The sequence below is a fragment of the Anaerobiospirillum succiniciproducens DSM 6400 genome, from assembly GCF_000482845.1.
In the GTDB taxonomy this organism is placed as follows: Bacteria; Pseudomonadota; Gammaproteobacteria; order Enterobacterales; family Succinivibrionaceae; genus Anaerobiospirillum; species Anaerobiospirillum succiniciproducens.
This window is the reverse complement of the sequence record NZ_KI519512.1, coordinates 15623-36378: the sequence shown is the minus strand read 5'-3', so window position 1 is coordinate 36378 and position 20756 is coordinate 15623. Positions and strand designations below refer to the sequence as shown.

Below are 20756 nucleotides of genomic sequence, written 5' to 3'. Positions count from 1 at the left end.
GAGTACACTAGTGCGTATTAGAATTTGGATCTGTCAGATTACAAGCACTACATGCAAGTAAGACCAATTGATCTTAAAGGTCACGAAGGCCTTTAAGCTAAATCATCAATAGACACATGGTTTAGTTTCATGGTTTAACTTTAGTTAAGTAGGCTTGAGTAGCATTTGCAAAAGAGGAAAAAGATGAGCTTTAACATCCCTGATGCTGAGAAACGACGCATTGTCGTAGTTGGCGGTGGTTTTGGTGGTCTTAAGTTATGTACCAGCCTGGCCAAGTACCCAGACTATCAGGTGGTTCTGATCGATCAGAATAACTTCCATCAGTTCCCTCCGCTCATTTATCAGATTGCTACTTCTGGTCTTCAGGTAAGCTCTATTGCCTTCCCTTTCCGTAAGATGTTTGCTGGAAGCAAGAATGTTTACTACCGCATGTGTGAACTGCGTGAAGTTTTCCCTGAAGAGCGTTATATCCAGACCTCTATTGGCAAGCTTGACTACGACTATTTAGTTATTGCTACTGGTACTACCACTAACTACTTTGGCAACACTAAGATTCAAGAAGAATCTATGCCAATGAAGACCATTGCCGAGTCTTTAGGTTTAAGAAACGCACTGTTAAACACCTTCGAGCGTGCCAATACTTGCGCCTCAGAGCAAGAGCGTGCTGAGCTGTTAAACGTCATCATCGTAGGCGGCGGTCCAACCGGTGTAGAAGTTGCCGGTGCTTTAGCTGAAATGCGTCAGCACGTACTGCCACGTGACTATCCAGATCTGGACACCTCATTATTTAAGATTCACTTAATTCAAGGCGGTAAGCGTCTTTTGCCTGCCATGAGTGAGAAGGCATCTGCCACCTCATTAAAGTACTTAACTAGTATGGGTGTTGATGTTCAGCTCAATGCAAAGGTAACTGATTACCAAGATCACGAAGTTAAGCTGCGTGATGGTCGTTCCTTTAAGTCACAGTCCATTATTTGGGTATGTGGTGTTACTGGCCGTCGTATTAAGGGTATTGCTGAGGATAAGTATGGTCCAGGCAACCGTTTAATTGTTGACGAGTTTAGCAAGGTACAAGGTTACGACAATATCTTCGCTTTAGGCGATATCGCTTTAATGCGTACTGAGGAGTATCCAAACGGTCACCCTCAGATGGCTCAGGCTGCTATTCAGCAAGGCCGTACCTTAGCTGCCAACTTTGTTCGCGAGCTGCGTAATGAAGAGAAGCAGCCTTTTGTTTACAAAGACTTAGGCTCAATGGCAACCATCGGCCGTAATAAGGCTGTTGCTGACATCTTTGGCTTAAAGCTCACTGGCTTTATTGCTTGGATGATTTGGATGTGGGTACACCTTATGTCCATCCTCGGTGTACGTAACAAGATTGCAACCTTAGTTGATTGGGCATGGTCATACTTCACTTACGATAAGTCCAACCGTACCATCATTGCTGTTAAGCATCCTAAGGTTATTCTGCAACGTAATTACGACATCTCCATGCGTCACTGGGGTGAGCGTTCTGAAGAAATTGCCATGGATGCAGCCCGTATCTATGCTAATAGAACCAAGACCTCAGCCGAGGCAGAAGATGATGGCGATTCCGTAGCCGAGGAGTTAGCTCGTAATGCTCTTGCCAAGGCTGCAGCACGTTTAGATGCCATAAATAACCTCAGCATGGAAAAAGCAGCTGCTCAAAGCGCAAAGACCTCAACTAACGACGAGGCTAAGAGTACCGCAACCGAGCCAAAGGCTGTCGAGCCAGCCGCACAGCAGCAGGCTGCTGATCCTGCCGCACAGAGTGGCGCAGCCGAGCCTGCAGCAGAGCCAAAGGCCGCTGACAAGGCTTAATACCAGTCCAAAATAATGTTTAGGCCATGTTTGCTCTAAGACAGCAAGGCCTTAAAGGCGCAGTATCTGATGATAGGTACTGCGCCTTTTGTCTATTTGGGGACTAGCACTGCAAATGCATGACGCTTAGTGGAGGCCCCTTAAGGCAGCACTATGCATAGTCAGTTCTGAGCAGCGGTTGAGTTGGGGATTTGGCAAAATAGAGCTGCAAAGAGCTGCAATGTGCTGCAATATGTGGCGTGCAATTGCTGAAACAGCCAGCCTAAAAGACTCTTATGAGACTCTATATCTAGACAAAGTTGTAATACAACATCAAGAGTAATGAATGTTTATGTATGGCTAATGAGAACTAAAATGCTCTGTATGCCAAGTGAGAAGAGCTCTAATTATAAGTATCTATGCGATGTTAGGAGGCTAAGAGTTTATTCATTGCCTCTAGTGTCAAAGCATTATGTTTAGCTGATGGCTTAGATATTGCACACTCAAAATTGCATGGAAACAGCTTAAACGAGCACTAAAGCGCTACCAAGCTGACAATAGCATGTAGCAAATGCTCTGGCTCTAGTGATAGAGCTGTCAGATAAGATGCAGCCTAGAAAGGCACAGCATTAGAACAGCTTTAGCATAGTGCTAATGCAGCTTGCATTAGTACGTAGTTTCATATCATCTTGTTGCATAAGCAAGTTGGCAATTATGCCCTTTTATCTAGTGCAATGATGGCTTTGCGTTGATATGAACATATGTACAGCTAGTTTGAGAGCAAGTGCTTGCTAATTGCCGTTTATGGCGGTGGATTAGCTGCAGTTTTGGTATTAACTTAGTGCGATTTTGCATTCTTGCTGTGCAAAAGCAAAGTGTGTAATTTTTTGCACGATATAGATTAAGTCTTTGTCATTAGCATACATAACCGCAGCGTATTGTTATGATGTGTATGACAATGTCTGTTTAGAACCTAGATACACACATGCATTACCTTGGGGATTTTTCACATTTAAGATTTTTCTTTGCTATACTCTATAGCTGTAATCATGTGTAACTTGTCTTCAAGCTGTACGTAGATGCATTTTGTGTCCTCAACTTTCTAGATATTAAAGTTGATGTCCATCTAATTAGACAGAGCATTTAGGTTAATCTTTACTGTTGTTTGTCTCACTTTTAGTGGTCTTTATGCATTATTGTTAGTTAGCGGTGTACAATGTCGCTAACACTCAACAAAAGATAGCGTAAGGCTACTGATATGTTGAAGCTGTTAAATGATTACAAAAGTTTTCAGAAAAGTTCTGAAAACACTCATCACTGCAGATTTACTTAAGCACATACAGCTATGCTCTGCTATGTCGCGTTATAAAGAATTTGCTATGTGTTGATTCGGGGGATAGTTATAGACCTTTTAAGGCTTAACTATTCGTAGTACGGAGTTGGGATGTAGATGCATACCAACACTGAAGATGGCACTTAAAAAGCACTTAGCTTAAGCGCTCTTTAAATCTTCAGATATCCCTAAGCAAATGCTTAGGTATGTGTGCATGGCTCATAAGAGTCTTGTATACACGCTACCAAACGATTCCTAAGATCGTTTTGGCAGTTGTATGTGAGTCCCAATCCAGGAGAGTTAGCGGTGTCTGATACCAACGAAGCTCAAGGCCAAGCGAAGCAGCAGCCGATAACTAGCATGCTGATGAGTACAGTTCCGTATTGGAACTCTCAAAGTCAGGCTTTTTATTACGAGCTCTCCTTTGTTACTAACGACCGAAAGACACGTATCACTCCTGAACACACAGCTGAGGTGTTAGGCCGTTACCTCGTGCAATCACAACTTGATAAGTACGTAGGTCCAAAAGCTGGTGTAGCTATCAATGTTCAGTTCACCTCGACCTTCATGGATTTCCGCCATGACATCAACTACTCACGTATGTTGGTGCGTCTGCCGTCGAATCAGCCAGTAACTCCTAGCCTTGTTCAACAGATGCGCGAAATGAGTAACTTCGGTATGTCATTTGCGACAGACTTAGAGACTCTCATTCGCGAGAAGTGGCTTGAACATATCCCTCGCTTTGATTACGTTGTGCTCGACATGCACTCACCAAATATCGCTAAAGATATTATTGCAGTGCAAAGTCTTAAGCAGATTCAGCCTCGTCTGAAGATGCTCGTATCCAACATTCAAAGCCAAAAGGAAATGCGTGTAGCATTCTCCTTAGGTGCCTCTATTGTCACCGGTAGTGGTATGTATAACCCACTGCCACCTTGCTTAATTAAGCCACCTTACAACGCCTCTACTAAAGAGCTCTTCTTAGAACAGCGTCAGCTGTGTCTTTTAATGAGCTTTATGTGCGCTCCTAAGCCAAATATTGAGCAAATCAATATGTTACTGCGCTCCTCATTCAAGATGTGGCAGTCCATTAACGTCTTGGCTAAGAGTATCGATAAGAGCGTATTCTTCTCATTTAAGTCAATGGAAGATATCGTTAAGCACTTTGGCGGTCATGGTGCGCGTAATCTGATTTCTTTAGTAGTAGCCTCACTGCAGTACGATCTTTATAACCGTGCAACAAACTTAAACGGTGATCTTCTGCCTGACTACTTCAAGCGCCTGCTAACTAAGGCTATCTTCATTGAGTCAGTGTGCAAGCTGTATCCTTACTTTACTCCTTGCCGCGATATGATCTTTGAGTTCGTGATCTTCCATGGCCTCGATGCTATGGTTGTTCATCGTCCAGATAAGGTCTTTAGAATCACTCAAGATCTCATCAAGCCACGTTGCCGTTACTTACGTGTGCTCCAAGACCTCATCATTTTAGGTGATGCTCTTGAGTACATTAACTTCCGTAACATTCGTGGTGTAGCCCAGAAGTACAAGCTTAATGACCTGCGTCTTGTCTACTTACACGAGCAAGCCGCCATTAAAGCCATGGACTACATGATGACCATGAAGATCCTCCGCTAATAATAAAAGCAAACAAGCTTCGAGCCCCGGCCACGCACGCAACCCTCAAAGCCAACGCCAATGCCAAGGCAAAAGCCAAGAAAAAGGCCAACGCAAAAGCCACAGCTCAACGCATCTACAATTCTCTAGGCCGACTTCTTGCCGGCCTAAACAAGCATTCTCCATCATCCGTACAATTATGCCTATCAAGGCCACAACCTCTGCTAGATACGATTAGTGGCACCCACTGCAGCTATTTGCATTTAACCCCTTGCATAGACTGAAGCAAACTCAGGTAATGAGTTATAAGCTCTGATCTCATAGCCAGCATCATAGAAGGCAAGATTTCAATATCAAGGGCTACGTCCATGGCTCTGCGGCAAAGTCTCTCCAGCTGATGCAACTTATTGGTCATCTTCTAAAGATTGTCATTATCAGCGCCCGCACACGAGACATCAACAAGGCTATTTAGCTCTAGCAATGGAACAAAAGCCATGTTCCCAAAAAGGCCATGAGTCCCCGCTGCAAGCCAAAAGCAGCAGAATATGAAGCAGTCTATACTCAAAGTATCGCTGCAGATAAGCACTAATGAAAGAACATGTATGCAGCCTAAACAGCCATGAATCATGCGCAATGCCAGGCTCTCCAACAATAGCGGCACGTATCAAAAGCAAGAAAAGGAAGTACAGAAGAATAGGCAGGTCGAATAAGAGATGGCTAGAAATAGCCTTAGAAAGGGAACAGGGATAAGAGTAGGCCTTGAGAAAGGAAATAGCATTAAAAAAGCGACCACAATTGATGTTCTATCCCATACATCAGTCATGGTCGCTTATTAAGATCACGCCAAATTTTTCAGCCTAAGATGCCTTGGCGTGATCTTTAAACAGAGTTATTGCAGATGTTCAAATTAGAACATGTAACGGCACTGAGCGTTTACGCCGAATGCATCGGTGTTCTCAGAACCAGTGTAGTTGATGCCAAAGGAGGTACCAAATGCACCGTACTGAGCGCCTAAGCCTAAGGTTACACCGTAGGTAACTTCGTCCATAACCTCGGAATTGAGGTCAATAGCACGAGCACCAGTGAAGGTGGTAGTGGACTTAGCCTCGGTGTCGCCAGAGTTGAAGGTTAAGGTCAGATCAGCGTTAGGAGCTAATGACCAGCCGCCAGCAACAAAAGCCTTAGATAAGGTTACGCCAACTGGTACAGAGAATACGTTCTGAACGTCAAAGTCAGTAGTAGCGATAGTGCCTTTAGCTGAGTTCAGGTCGTATGACTCGGTGTCCAGACGAACGAAACGAGCACCTAAGTGTGGGGTTACGTCAACAGCTGGGGTAGCAAAGGTGTACTGGCCAGTTAAGCCCATGGTTACAGCCTTAGTGTCTGCCTTGCCATGGAGGTCGAAGCCCTTAACGTCGTGTGAAATTACGGTTAAGGAAGCGTCACCAACTAAAGCAAAGTTGCCAAAGCCCATAGCTGAGTAAATGCCAAAGCCGTAGTAATCAAACTCGTCCTTTAAGCCGTTACCGTTGCCTTTGCCGTCTGCATCACCAGAACCGATGTTAAAGACAGCACCGAAGCGCATGTTGCCGTTTACAGTATCGGTACCGAAAGCAACACCAGCTAAGTCAACTTCTGAACCGTAGGATGCACCTTGAGCGTTGAAGCCGTCAGCATCAACAGACTTGTACATTGGGGTTAACCATACACCGCCGTTAGCCTGTGAACCGGTAGCAGCAATAGAGGCAGCCTCAACACCAACTGCACCAACACGACCAAACATAGCGTCAGCCATGGTGGTTACAGAGGCAACAGCAGCCTGCTGAGCGCCAGCGTAGGTTGCAGCGTGAGCAGCAGCGTCAGCCTTAACACCAGAAAGATCCTTTGGATCGTTAGTAACAGAGCCTAAGAACTGAGCACCGAGCTGTGACTTATCGAAAGCATTGTTCTGGTTAGCAACACGTTCCTGTAACAGCTTGCGAACTGGCTCAGAGACAGTGGTGAACATGCCCTTGAGCTTATTTGGGTCAGGAGTTAATGAAGCAATAGCACCATTTGCACCAAGCCTACCGCTTAATACGCCGTTTGCAGAAACTACGTTTACATTCTCAGCGCCAGTGGCATTGCCAAAGATCTGAATGCCAGTATCTGCACCGTCGAAGTCACCAGCAAGTATAATCTGGCCATTAGCAGCTGAAACAGTACCTGAACCACCAGTCTTACCAAATGAAACTGCAGTGCCTGTCTTCTTGCCATCAGCGCCTACGCTGAATACAGAGTCATTGATAACCAGAGCTGAGTTAGCTGCAATATCTAACTGATCGTTAGTACCTGCAGTATTTACGTCTGCCTTGGCATTAATTACAACCTGAGCGCCATTATCGATCTTGATTGGGGTGTTCAGGATTAAAGCAGCTTGTAAAGCTTCAGTGCCTTCCTTGAAGCTCTTAGTTACAGGATCCATGTAGTTGGACTGAATTAAGAGATCTTCAACTTCAGCACGAGTATCGAAGCCAACACCAACAGCGGAGTTCTTGCCTACGATGATGTTACCATCGAGAACCTGGGCATCAGTGCCCTTGCCATCGCTCTCAGTCTTGGACAGAGTCTTAACTGCAGCAATTGCAGCTGGCTTACCAATCTGAGGGTCTACAAATAAGGTACCCTTAGCTAAGGTCAGCTTGCCAGCCTCTAAAGTGCCGCTAGTAGAATCAGTACCGTCAGTACCAATAGTTACCTTGGTGGTGCCCTTTAAAGTTAAAGAATCAACATCTACGATAGCGCCATTGGCGATGCTTACAGAAGTCTGATCTGCGGATACCTCTAATGCCTTAGCATCGATAGAGCCGTTGATCTCAACCTTCTTAGAAGAACCGCCTACGGTAATGGTTTTTTCAGTAGCTGTAAGTTTGTCACCATTGAAGATAAAGTCCTGAACAGAGATATCACCAGTAGAGTTAAGGGTTACTTTATCGTTTACAGTTAAAGAACCAACAGCAGCTTTTGCGCTACCAATACCTGCAACACTAACGGTACCACCATCAGCCTGGTTACCAACAGTAACCTTACCGTTGCCAGCGGCAGATGCCTCAATTGCGCCAATCTTACCAGAGCCTGCAAGAACTACAGATGCACCAGCGTCAGATAATGAAACGCCAGCAGCCTTGCCATCCTTAGAAACGAACATGCCGTTTTTAGGACCATTGAGGGTAACACTACCAGTGGTGTTGCCAGATGTATCCTTGCTTAAAGTAAGTTTTTCAGCATCACCAGTCAGAACAACACTGTCAACTGAGTATGCTTTCTTAACTTCTTCTTTACCAACGCTAACCTGTACGTCCTTGAATGCATCTGTGTTAGCGCTAATCTTATCTAAGGTTGCGCCATCTTCAGGAGCCTTTTCAAGAGAAATACCTGAAATTAAGCCAGTAAAGCCGATATCACTAACAAGCTTATCCAGAGCTGCTTTATCAGCAACAACAATAGACTGGTCTGCTGCGCTTACTAACTTTAAGGTTGAGCTAGAGTCACCAGATACAGAGTTCTTTGCATAGCCAGTAGCTAACTCATAAGCACCCTGGTCATTCTTCTTGAGAACCTTATCTGCTCCAATTTCCAGAACACCAGTGTTGGAAAGCTTAACTGTTGCAGATTCAATAGCTACCTTAGAGCCAGACTTGTTAAGGTCTAAAGTGCCGCCAGTTACATTAACAACAGAGTCTGTAGCTTTAGTAGTTAAAGTTCCATCAATACCTAAGGTTGCACCTGTTTTTACGTTAACGGTACCCTTGGTTACAGTCAGGTTCTTAACATCCCAAGTGCCGTTTTCTACGTTTAAAATAGAGCCTGCAATGTTATCGCTGTTAAGAGTAATGGTCTCAGCAACTACTAAACCATTGCCTGAAGCCTTGGCACCATTACGGTCAAGGGTAAGGGTTGCAGGTGTAGCCTTAGCGCCAGAGATTGAGAGAGTGGTCTTCTCACCAGCTACTTCTAGCTTATCTTTGATATTTAAAGTGCCCTTAGTAATCTCAAACTTATTACTAGTGCCTGCTGTAAGGGTGTTGAAAACAAAGCTGCCCTTGTCTGTATCAATTTTTGCGCCCTTATCAAAAGTGGCATTTTCAGCTGTTACAGAGAAAGCACCATTTGTTGCAGTAATACGGCTGTCCTTGATACCGCCTGATGTAGCATCAAGAACCTTGTTTAAGTCAACCTTATCCTCACCTTCGAAATTAAGTCCTAAGGTATGATTGGTTGATTGTTTAAAAGTAGCTTTAACTTTGCCTGCAAAGACGTTGTTCCAGTCAGCGGCGTTAAATGTTAAAGAAAGATCGGAGTCGAAGTCCGTGCCAGTCTGGATGCTACCAGTTGATTCTTGCTTAATTGAGCCTTTACCAAAAGTTGCGCTATTAGTAAGAGTGAGCTCACCAGCATTCTTAACAATCTGAGCATCAGTGCCTTCAACCGCAGCTACAGCAACTTTGCCATCAAGCTTGAGGCCCTGACCATCTGCAATACTTAATGTGCCCCCATTAAGCTTAATATTAGTGGCTTTAATTGTTGCATCTTTGTTAGCTCCGCCATCTAAAGTTATAGCAGCGCCATTGTTTGCGGTGAATAAAGTTGTTTTATCACCACCAACTGTGCTCTTAAGGCCAATTACGAGCTTTGCTGACGGAGTTGCTTTTGCTTGCTCTCCGGTAGCTGCGGTTCCAAGGTTAATTGTGTTAGCAGTAAGGGTTGTTGCGGCACTTGCACCAGCTTTGCCAACATTTAGGGTACCTTGTGCAACATCAATTGAAGCAAGCTTTACTGTTGCGCCAGAACCATTTGCGCCAATGTTTAAGGTAGCTTTATCGCCATTTACCTTAATGGAAGCGTTCTCAGCTGTTACTGCTACAATTGCGGTGCCAGCGTTGCTTTCAATCTTGTGCTCACCACCGGTTAAGTTTAAAGTGAATTTGTTCTTATTGTTAATGTCCTGATCTACAGAAGAGATATTAATCTTAGTATATGGATCAGAATCATTGCCGTTTAAGATGTAGCCCTCTTCACTTGCTGCGATAGCTTTAAATTTTGCTACATCGATCTCTGCGCCTGCAGCCTGAGCCTGACCAGCAGCTAAAGCGGCAGCGGCCATGGCGGCTACCATAGCGATATTGGCGTTCTTGAAGATCGCGCGGTATTGAGCCATTAAGAACTTAATGGCGTTGTTAGTTTGCTTCATTCTTTGCAAAGAGTTTTAACGAATAACACGGGTACGATTTGCTTATCTTTTACATGTCACTGTATTGAGGAGCGTTTGCTTAAGCGTTGGCAGTGCATGGGCAAATCGAATAAATGGTTCTATCGTGACTATGGCTAAGCATCTATTGGCCGATTTGTAGGATTTGGCGCAGGTATGCGTAATTTTAATTGTGTAGAACAAAGCTAATTTCAGAGCACACTCAATCTTTCCATGGCATTGAATGCTTATGGACTAAAGATCAATATGATGGTTAGTTAAAAGAAGAGGTGATGATATAAGTTGCGGATGGGGCCACAACGCGCGTAGAGCTCGGTTCTAACCTGACCAGCTAATCAAGCAGTTCTAGTTCGTTTAGAACTAAACAATAGAAGCTAAGACAATAGATTTGATAGAAACTTTGGGTAAAGTTCAATCAAAGTAAATTTGTTTTCACACACTTCCACGACGTATTAACTTAGTATACGTAAGGCTTGATGCTCAGCATATATATCAAATTTATCAACTATTATGTAATATATATTGTGCTGGATTTGGTGATTATAATTTAGCTATTGTGTAAAGTTTGTTGAGTATCTTTACTGTGCTCAGTAAACGCTGGTAATTCTTGCCTTAACACGGTTAATCAGTGCTTATGGTCTTTGTCTTATACAGGTGGGTGCAGGTTAGCGATGCTTGTTAAGCAAAAACTGAGGCTATGCGGGCATGCGTAGATGATGCGGTTGCCTTGCTTGCTTAAGAGGGCGTTTGTAGAAGGCTTAGGCTGTGGCCTTTTATAGGCTGAGTGCAGTGCCTTGGCAAGAGAGTATCTGCTTGGGGCGGATAAACAAAAGGCCTTGTAGAAGTAGTTTGGGGCTACTTACAAGGCCTTGTGTGCTTGTATAGCCTTGGTTATGTGGCTATACAGTTTGATGCATTAGGTTTGGCTTTTACTCCCAGCCGGTGCCTTCCTCTTCTGAATCCTTAGTAGAATTGAGCTTCATGGCATTCCATACCTGATTGTGCACCTTGCTTTGACGTGCAGTTGGTGCCTCAGGGAAGTAGGCTGTCTTTAAAGTCTCTTCAGAGAGATTTACAGATGGATTGGACTTGAGTGCTTCATCAAGATTATCCATAGCCTTAGTTACAGGCAGGATGTAGCGAATCTCATTAGAAACTGAAGCTGCAACATCAGGACGCATGAGGTAGTCAATCCACTTGTGGCCGTTAGCAAGCTGTGGAGCGCCCTTAGGTACTACCCAGCAGTCGAACCATAATAAAGAGCCTTCCTTAGGGAATACGTACTCAATGGTATAGTCACGCTTAGCAGCTGCAGCTCTATCCTTAGCTTGAAGGATATCACCTGAATAGCCGATAGCCATGCAGATATCGCCAGAGGCTAAGTCATTGATGTAGCGGCTTGAGTGGAAGTAGGCTACGTTCTTAGCAAGATTAGTTAAAAGCTCTTGAGCCTCAGCATAGTCACTGCGTCTTTGACCTTTTGGATCTTTCTTCAGATAGTGCTGTACAGTAGAGATTACCTCTACAGGAGAGTCTAAAACAGCAATACCGCATTGCTTGAGCTTAGCGGAGTTTTCTGGCTTAAAGAGCACATCCCAGCTATCTACCTTAAAGTCCTCACCGAAGATTTCCTTAATCTTCTTGGTGTTGTAGCCAATACCAAGAGAAATCTCAGTGTATGGAATAGCATATGTATTGCCCTCATCGAGCTTAGCTAAGAGCTCCATACGCTTTGGATCTAAACCTTCGTAGTTAGTCAGCAGGCTCTTGTCGAGTTTTTCCAGGGCACCGGCCTTGGCAAGACGAGGAACATAGTATGAGGTCATCATGATGGCATCAAAACCGGTATTGCCAGAGAGCATACGGGCTTCAACCAGTTCGTTTGAGTCAAACATGACGTAATTGCTCTTAAGACCTGAGTCTTTCTCGAAGTTACTTACAGTATCTTCAGCAATATAGTCACTCCAGTTCCAGATGTTGACCTTATTGGCCTCATCGGCTTGAGCAGAAGTGCTCAGCATAGCTGCGCAAAGGATGCCGCTGCAGCAGGCAGCAATTTGTTTGAAACGCACTACCGTTTCCCCCAAATGTGGTTTTAAAAAAATATGGTTTGACGCATTGCCGCAAACAGATAAGCTTAATTAAGCCAAGAGTATTACACTCAATTTCCGTCGCAACTCAAAACCAATAGAGTTTAGGCAAAACGTCTCCCACTGCAAAGAAAAGCGACTGTAGTCAGACAGAAATGTACAAGAACAATGAGCCTGAAAAAGTCAGCGCCATTGTAACAGCGATGAGGTGTATAAGCCACAATATTTGATGCGTGCACTCAATTAACAAGTATCATCCATCAAGAGCGTACATCGTGCATCGAAAATGACCACATATGAACCATATTGAGCACCAAAGAATTAGACACAAAGCTCTAAGGTGTCACTGTCTCTAAGCTAGTCTTAGCCTTAAGTAATTAAGATCATTTATAGTTTGTCAAAAAGCTATATCGCTTTTTCTAATTGTGGATAGAGGCTTGTGAGCCACAATTATTGTTGTCTGCAGTAACAATAGCCATTTCAATTTTGGCAAATGGCAGTAGTGGCCACTGTAGTAATGGCCTTTTCTTTTTGAGCAAAAGGCTAAGGTGTCCGCAGTAACAATAGCCATTTCAATTTTGGCAAAAGGCCAAGAAGCCCGCAGAAATAATAGCCATTTCAATTTTGGCAAAAGACGGTGGTGTCCGATGTGGCAATGGCCATCTCTTTTGCTCAAAAGACAGTAGTGGCCACTGTAGCAATAGTCATTTCAATTTGGCAAAAGGCAGTGGTGGCCGATGTGGCAATGGTCATTTTAGTTTTGGCAGAGGATGAATGGCTTGGATGTACGGGCGCTTGGGTAGGGCTTAGTAGGTGTTATCGCTTGCAAGGGCTGAGGTGGTTGCAAGTGGGTACTTTTAAAAACAAAACAGCCTGCAGTGGCTTGATGATATCTAAGCTTGCTGCAGGCTGCTTGAGGCCGTACTTTTGCTGTGGTACGGCGTTTAGGTAATTTGTGTGTGCTTTTTTAGTCTGAGATGGCTAAAGCAGGGATCTCTTGGTGGAGATCGTTAGCTACGATTTCATCGATGATGTTCTTGAACACGTCAATCAGAGCTGGGTTGAAGACACCGCACTGATTAGAGCAAATCATCTCAATGGCTGTCTCATGGCTAAAGGCTTTCTTATAGCAACGCTCTTGAGTTAAAGCATCGTATACGTCAGCAAGGCCCACTACCTGAGACCAAATGCTCAGCTCATCGCCCTTAAGTCCCTCAGGATAGCCACGACCATCATAACGCTCATGGTGATGCAGACAGATGTCGTATGCATACTTAAGCACGCTAGAGGTGTTAATACCAATCTTCTTAATCAGCTCAGCACCGCGTACAGTGTGGGTCTTGATGATGTCAAACTCTTCTGGAGTGAGACGACCTGGCTTATTTAAGATGGCATCTGGAATAGCAATCTTACCGATGTCATGCAAGATGGAGGCGTAAGCGATATTGTTAATATCCTCATCGCTTAAGAAGGCGCACTCACCAAACTTAATCTCACGCAGCTTGTGCAGCAGCGCATAAGAGATATTACGGATGGAGAGAACGTGCTTACCGGTTTCACCAGAACGGAACTCAATGGATAAAGCCAGCGTAGAGATAACCTTAACGTTGAGCTCGGAGAACTCTTTGTTCTTACGGGCAATCTCACGCTCTTGCAGAAGATTCTTGTACTCTAAGGAGCGATGAATCTTAAATAACTCAATTTGAGAAGTTACACGCTTTAATAAGAAAGCAGGGGTGAATGGCTTCTCAATAATGTCAGAAATCTGGTATTCAAAAGCGGCTAACTGTTGATCGCGATCTTCTGCAGTAATGAGGAAGATAGGCACGCCATTTAACAGATTGTGCTCACGGATCTTCTCAAGATAGCCGTAACCATCCATAACAGGCATAGTGATATCGAGCAGTACTGCCACGATCTCATCGGCGTGATCTTTCGTGTATAAGAATGCATCTAGACCATTGTCAAACTGCGGGGTCTTGAAATCCTTGTTGAAAATGCAATCGAGAATCTCTCGATTCATCTCGATGTCATCCACGATAAGAATAGTGTTCTGATCTTGAATGTCCATCAAACCTCCGAAAGATCTAAAAGTCACTAAGTACTTTGCTAAGCTCATTTAGCAAGCAAGATCTTAGTGATTTAGGTTGTTGATTCATATGAGCGTGTGTCTACAAGCTTGTGCTCATATGCCCATATGAATGTTTACTTATACTCTGTCATAATTTGCAGCAACATAACTTTGCATGTCTTAATGCTAAGAGCTGTTTAGCTTTGGCAAAGAAGCTACTGCATTAAAGAAATCTGTGCAAGGGCCACTATTGTTAGCTTATGCATCTACATATAAACATCTAGAAGCTATTGTATAGCAATAAACAACAATGCATAAATGACATAGTCCACAACTAGAGCAAGTTTTGAAAAGTATTGAGCCTTTAGCGCGTAACTATCTGCTAAATTAGCAGCTAACTTAATTTACTCTAGATACATCAAAAGTATGTGCGTTTTCCTAAGAAAATGCTTGTTGTGAGACCTTATCTTCTTATGCTTTGGCATAAACATCAGCTTGCTGTGGCCAATGCGCCTCATTTTAGAGGCTTGTCTTGCTATAGCTATTGTAAGCTATTTCATAAGGATAGAAAAACACCTAATGATAAATAATGACGGATTGGCTTTCACTTTTGCAGCTTAAGATGGAGAAAAACTCCATTTTTAAGCGCACTTGAGATGGTCTGATAGCTCATAAAATATGGCAATTATCTTGGCGCAAGTACAATTACACCTTAGATCTAGCAAGACCTCTTTGAGTAAAAACAACAATTTGACATGATAGCTTTAAGTGAATCAGGGGCTTGTTACCTGAAATATTGTCTGTGCAATAAATGTTTAAAGTGAGATCTAGGCACACAATCGAGCTTGTATGACAAGATATGACAAAACGGCATATCTATGATGATTTTTAGCCCCTCTTAAGACTCTTGCAAACATAAAGGATGTCAGTGCTTAAGGAGTTAAACCAGCCCTTTAGCTATAAGCCCATGGAGTTAACTTCTAAGCATAGCCGCTGCTATTAGCTAAGCATGTGCAAAGTAATTGAGCATAAGAAAAAGCATTGACCTTAGATAACATTAAGTCGCATCAAGCTATCTAGTTGCTATGTTAGCCTCATCTGGCACTCAACAAACTAAAGTGCTTCTGGCGCTGAAGCAATGTCTCTAAGAACAAAGTTGCTCTCTAGTACACAGCACAGACATGCATTGTGTATCTTGCACACAACTAGCTGTAAAACACTAGCTTTTAAAGCTATTGCCCGTAAGTGCTACATAGAGAGCTGTTAGTTTGAATAAGCATGCTGTAGTTAGACGTTGGTCTTAGCTCTGGACAAAGATTAGTCGAGCTGAGCGATAGCGTCACAGACCTTTTGTACCTCTGGCTCGGCCTCAGCGCACAGCTTTAAGGCTAAGTCATTGTCGCCAGCGCGTACAGCCTGAACTACCTTATTGAACATGTCGAATAAGGTGGTAAAGCCTAAGTTGCCACAAATGCCCTTAAGGGTGTGGGCCTGAGTCTCAATACCCTTAAAGTCCTGAGCAGCGATAGCTTCTTTTAAAGCAGCGTAGGTTGGCTCAGTTAAGAATCTCTTGAGGTACTTGATGTACATTGGCTCAAAGTTAGAAAAACGCTCGAGTGAGCCCTTAACATCGATGTCGACAACAGTACCGAGTTCTTGTAAATTCATTTTTAAACCTTCGTCAAACTTGAGTAGGAGCAATGTTGCGTTTTAAGCAACGACTTGCTCGTAAAAATTAGCTTCTCTTGTAGCTAAGGCATAGACAGTGCACACGCCTAGTGTAAAGCACTTAAACACCTTGCTCTTTTAGATATCTCGTAGCGAGCAAAAATCTATTTAAGCATCGAACACAGTGCTCAATGCATCAAGCGCACTATATAGTCTACGCCTAAAATACATAGCCTCACCTTAGCATGCGGATAAATCTTAACAGCCTAGGCTGCAAGGGCTTTTCTAGACCCAAGCCTACTAACAAACCGTGCGCAGAGCTAATCAGGCAAGCAGAGCCAAGTTAGCAAGAGAGCCAAGGTGGCAAGCTCACAAAGCACTTGTGTGCATGAAGCTAAGAAGCCTTAAAGCTCTTGTGCCAGGCTAACAAGCAATTGTTAGCAAGCAAGCTAAGCTTAGTAATAAAGCTAAGAATAGCTAGCAAGCAAAGTTTAGCTAGCAACAAGCATCGAGCATAAACAGTAGGCAAAAAGCTTTTGATCATATGCCCTTAAACGCATGGTCACTGCCATGAGCTTACAAGCTGTGATAGATGCAAGTTAGCGCCTTGGATAGATCTTGCACGAGCGTAATTTACTAGTGCAGGATGCAATACTTAGCCTTTTTAGCTAAAGTCGTCGTTATCGTCGTTTCTAGTTAGCTGAGAGCGCAGACTTACGGTGGTCTTAGAAGACTTTTCGTGAGCTATCTTTGGTGGTGGAGCTTTTCTCTCAGGCACCATGTGCTCATCTTGGCTGTAGTTAACAGCCTGTGATATGTCTTTCTTGTCAACTTCTTGTGGCTGCGGCTGTGGCTTTGCGCTTGCCTTTTTAAACTTTAAGAGATTAATAAAGGTATTGTGCTGCGCTGAGTCGTGATCGCTGCTGAGCTGATTGGACTTATCGCTATTAGTCTCAGGCTTATTAATCTCAGGCTTATTAATCTTAAAGGAGCTTGAGAGCTTATCCACAGGGATTAAGCTTGGCGTTGCATCTTCATTGGATGCCTTGATCTCAATCTCATAGTACTTAGCATTTGAGACCGACTTCTTAACTGTATCATCGAGGTCATGGATACGATGAGTAGCATCTAAAATAGGTTCGTTAGTTTTTGCTCCAACTAATGCTTGGTCCTTGTTAAGAATCTCACCATTGCTTGCAGCATCATGTGTCATGCTCTTAGCATCTTTCTTGGCATTTACTGTAGCGCTTCGGTTGATGCTATCTAAGTCAGCAAGTTTCTTAATAGCCTCATTGACCACAACGGTATCACCGCTAGTAGCCTGAGACTTCTGCTCGCTTGCGTGAGCCTCTTGTGGCTCTGACAGTGTCTTAACAATGCTACATTCTGAGTCTTGCTCGTTTGCAGCGCCCTTAGCTTGTTCTAAAGATGCCTCGTTAGGAGCAGCACTGTTAGTATCTACATTAGCAACAGCAGCACTCTGAGCCTTGGCAGCACTAGTATCAAGCTCATCGCTCTTAGCAGCACTCTTGTTGTCGACATCCTGATTTGCAGCACTATCGGCAGCGCTAGAGTCAGTAAGCTTATGCTCGTGGGATGTTACTGTCTCGTTTATATTAGCAGTCTTGTCACTTGTGTCTTCGTGAGCGTCGCTATCACTTGTTGCAGTAGCTGCTGCAACAACATCAGCTGTATCTGCAGCTGCATTGTCAGCAGCATTGCCTGCAGCATTTGCCATCGCTGAGCTCTTGTAGTCAGCATCAGCAGCACTTACGCTCTTGCTGACATCTTCAGCAGCTGCTACAGAGGTCTTGTCAGCTGTATGGCTATTAGCAAGTTCAGTATCTAAGTCATGATCTGCAGTAGCTACACTCTCAGGGGCGCTAGTTACTTCAACACTCTCTTGAGCATCATCATGCTCAGATGCTGCAGCGGCAGAGCTAGTAGAGCTATCTTGGCTGTGGCTTGTATCATCTGCAGTGTCGGCGGTGCTTCCTGAAGGAGCACGCAGGGCCTGCATAACATCAAGATCTCTACGTGTAGCTACGAGCTTTTGCAGTACACGCTCTAAGACAGTAAAGTCTAAAGGCTTGGAGACGTGGGCATTCATACCAGCGTTTTGAGTAGCGGTAATATCCTCGGTAAAGGCATTAGCGGTACATGCAATGATTGGTACGGTCAGAGAGTCAGCTCGTCCTAAAGCACGAATAGCAGCTGATGCCTCGCAGCCATTCATATTTGGCATGCGCATATCCATTAAGATGGCATCAAAGGTGTACTCATCGGCCTCTTTGAAGACCTTAACGGCCTCAGCACCATCCCAAGCGCAACTTACCTTAACACCCTTCATCTGCAGAATGTCGCAGGCAATTTCCATGTTGAGCTCATTATCTTCAACCACGAGAATATGCAGACCTTCAAGCTTGAAGTTAGCAGCCACATCAGTGCTATTACGGGCAGTGTTATCAGCGCTATTAGCTTCAGCAGTGGCTTGTTCATTAGTGCTTATCTCGCTGTGCTGTTCTTTTTCGGCGTTATCACTCTTGTTAACGCTAGGTAGCAGGGCAGCTTGCTCTAATGCGGCATTAACGCCATTGCTAAAGTCAGCCGCACCACTGCTAGCAATTTGACGAATCTTATTTGCAGTATCGTCATCAGCTAGGCGGAATGGAATGTTGATGGTAAAGGTAGTACCAACATCCACCGCAGACTTAACCTTAATGTCACCACCCATGATGGTCACTACGTTCTTAACAATGGACATACCAAGGCCAGTACCCTGTACAGAGTTAAGACGGTGCTCACGAGAGTAGGCATCAAAGAGCTTAGAGAGGAACTTACGTTCCATACCGATACCGGTATCTGACACTTCGATCATGAAGGATGGCTTGTGCAGATGCAGTACTTCGCGAATCGATACGTTGACCACGCAGCCCTTGTTTGAGTACTTAAGTGAGTTGGACACTAAGTTATTTAAGATCTGACGTAACTTTGCCGCATCACCAATAACTACATTGTGCTTAATATCGAAACTAAGATTAACTACTTTGCCTTGCTGAGCAGCATTGACCTTGAATACATCAATGTTTTCCTCAACAGCCTTGATAATGTCAAAAGGCTCGAGGTTTTGGCGGTTCTCCATTTGAGGACGAGCCACCTCAAGAATGTCATCCACTAAGGCTAACAGCTGCTTAGAGGCTGTAGTCATCTTGCGGAAGATGTCAGGTAAGGAGTCGGTATCGTTCATATTCATATGATTAATACCAATCTGACATAAGCCGATGATGCCGTTTAAAGGTGTACGCATGTCGTGAGACATGTTGGCAAAGAAGACGTTCTTAGACTCTTCGTTTTGCTTGGCGTTCTCTAAAGCGTCAGCTAAGAGCTTGTGCTCTTCAATCTCGGTGATCTTTTCTTCATCAATGAGCTTAAAGCACAAGATTGACTCATCGAGATCTAAAGACTCGTCAAAGAGAATACGGGCATTGAACCACTTGTAGCGATCGTCATTATCAAGCTTAAGCTGATAGTCATGACCAAAGTCGCGAATGGACAGTGAGGCTAAGTTACGTAAGTGGTTTATGGAGAAAGTCTTGTAAAAATTATTCCAACTCTCTGGGAGCACCATATCTGACAGGGCAGATAAGAGATCATCATAGCTATTGCGAGTAACTAAGCGCAGACGCATTTGATCTGGTGCTTTCAAGGTCGTGAAAGTACCCATCTTGAAGTTAACACGCAAGATGATTTGATAAGAGTTGCCTAATACCTTGAGGGCCTCATTTGAGGTCTCAATTTGTGAGGAGAGGTGATACTCGCGCCATACCATCCATACTTCAATAATGATAAATACCACTACTAAAAGTAAGAAGAGGTTGGAGATGGTGTGATAACTAAAGAGCACGTCCGAGTATAAGCTCGTCGTGATGGTATACCAGCCCGTGATCGGGTTAAACGAGGTAAAGACGTTACGTTTAGCGCCCGTAGGATCGATGATAGGCTCGTGGTTTTCCTCAGCATGATTTTTTACATGACTGTCAAAGAAACTATAGACAAAATCCTGCACAGCAAAGTAGTCAGAAGCATCATCGTCATAGTAGAGGATCACAGTGCCGGCTGAATCGACTAAATAGAAGCTAAAGTTCTCCGGCACCATATTGGCAAAGGAGTGGGCCTGAGCTGACTTTTCTAAATATAAGTCGATGGCAATAACGTCCTTGGTATTGCCAATACGTGCTGCAATAGTGGTGATAACAGTGTTAGTGAAGATATCGACATATGGATCAAGCACGGTGGCATGACCAATTTCTGCCTTCATGGCCTCTTGATACCATGTACGGGCCTCAGGAATTAAGAAAGGATCGCCATCCCAATAGGTTGGGGCAACGATTTGGCCGTTGATAGAGGAGTAGATATCGATAATGAAGTCACGCTGTCTTTCTTGCAACTCATCTTTGGTTTTCTTAAGCCACAGCTCAAAGGCACGTTTACCGCCATCAGCATCAGAACGGTGGGTTTTTAAGAAGACATCAGCATAGTGGGCGATAAATTCTATGAACTGCTTTTCTTTAACAAACTCGTACTTTAAGGCTACATCTAAACGCTGCGCAGTCTCATTACCAGCAGAGTTAGAGCTAGCAATAATGTTTTCGCGCATCATGTATAAAGATGCCACTAAGAAGATAGAGAAGACGAAGAATAAAATGGTGCCATAAGACAAAAAGATCTTCTTTGCTTTGCGGGTACGACTGCGAAATAAAGAATATGCTTCGGATCGAGATTGGAAATTGAACATGGTAGTACCTGCCCAAACAAAGAATCTTTCGTCAACGCCATAGTGCAGATGCAAACAACAAAAGAGCCGCCATCTGCCAATGGATAGCAGCTAAGAGCAAGCTCTACACTGCCTAC

Annotated in this window: 7 protein-coding genes; 2 read left to right on the top strand and 5 right to left on the bottom strand. The window is 43.9% G+C overall.

The window, feature by feature from the left end; genetic code table 11:
* Positions 1-183 precede the first annotated feature (183 nt).
* Both H524_RS15930 and H524_RS0112520 read left to right on the top strand, forming a co-directional pair.
* The gene (locus H524_RS15930; protein WP_084281791.1) at positions 184-1842 is read left to right on the top strand and encodes an NAD(P)/FAD-dependent oxidoreductase; all 1659 of its coding nucleotides are present in this window, start codon (positions 184-186) and stop codon (positions 1840-1842) included.
* Between the two features lie 1618 nt (positions 1843-3460).
* Positions 3461-4789, top strand: coding sequence for a hypothetical protein (locus H524_RS0112520; RefSeq protein WP_027940425.1), 1329 nt, complete (start codon positions 3461-3463; stop codon positions 4787-4789).
* 886 nt (positions 4790-5675) lie between these two features.
* On the opposite strand, the gene H524_RS0112515 is transcribed toward H524_RS0112520, so the two are convergent.
* The 5 genes from H524_RS0112515 to H524_RS0112485 all read right to left on the bottom strand — a co-directional run bounded on the left by H524_RS0112515 (position 5676) and on the right by H524_RS0112485 (position 20640).
* Entirely contained in the window at positions 5676-9998 is a 4323-nt protein-coding gene (locus H524_RS0112515; RefSeq protein WP_027940424.1) for an autotransporter outer membrane beta-barrel domain-containing protein, read from the bottom strand.
* Positions 9999-10945: 947 nt separating this feature from the next.
* Entirely contained in the window at positions 10946-12088 is a 1143-nt protein-coding gene (locus H524_RS15925; RefSeq protein ID WP_052339104.1) for a polyamine ABC transporter substrate-binding protein, read from the bottom strand.
* Positions 12089-13073: 985 nt separating this feature from the next.
* Positions 13074-14177, bottom strand: a complete 1104-nt coding sequence (locus H524_RS15920) for an HD domain-containing phosphohydrolase (protein ID WP_052339103.1) — start codon at positions 14175-14177, stop codon at positions 13074-13076.
* Positions 14178-15494: 1317 nt separating this feature from the next.
* Positions 15495-15845 carry an Hpt domain-containing protein gene (locus H524_RS0112495; protein ID WP_027940422.1) on the bottom strand — a complete coding sequence of 117 codons (351 nt, stop codon included), beginning with the start codon at positions 15843-15845 and terminating at the stop codon, positions 15495-15497.
* Positions 15846-16509: 664 nt separating this feature from the next.
* A complete protein-coding gene (locus tag H524_RS0112485; RefSeq protein ID WP_044122466.1) occupies positions 16510-20640 on the bottom strand; it encodes a hybrid sensor histidine kinase/response regulator in 4131 nt (1376 codons plus the stop codon).
* Positions 20641-20756 lie beyond the last annotated feature (116 nt).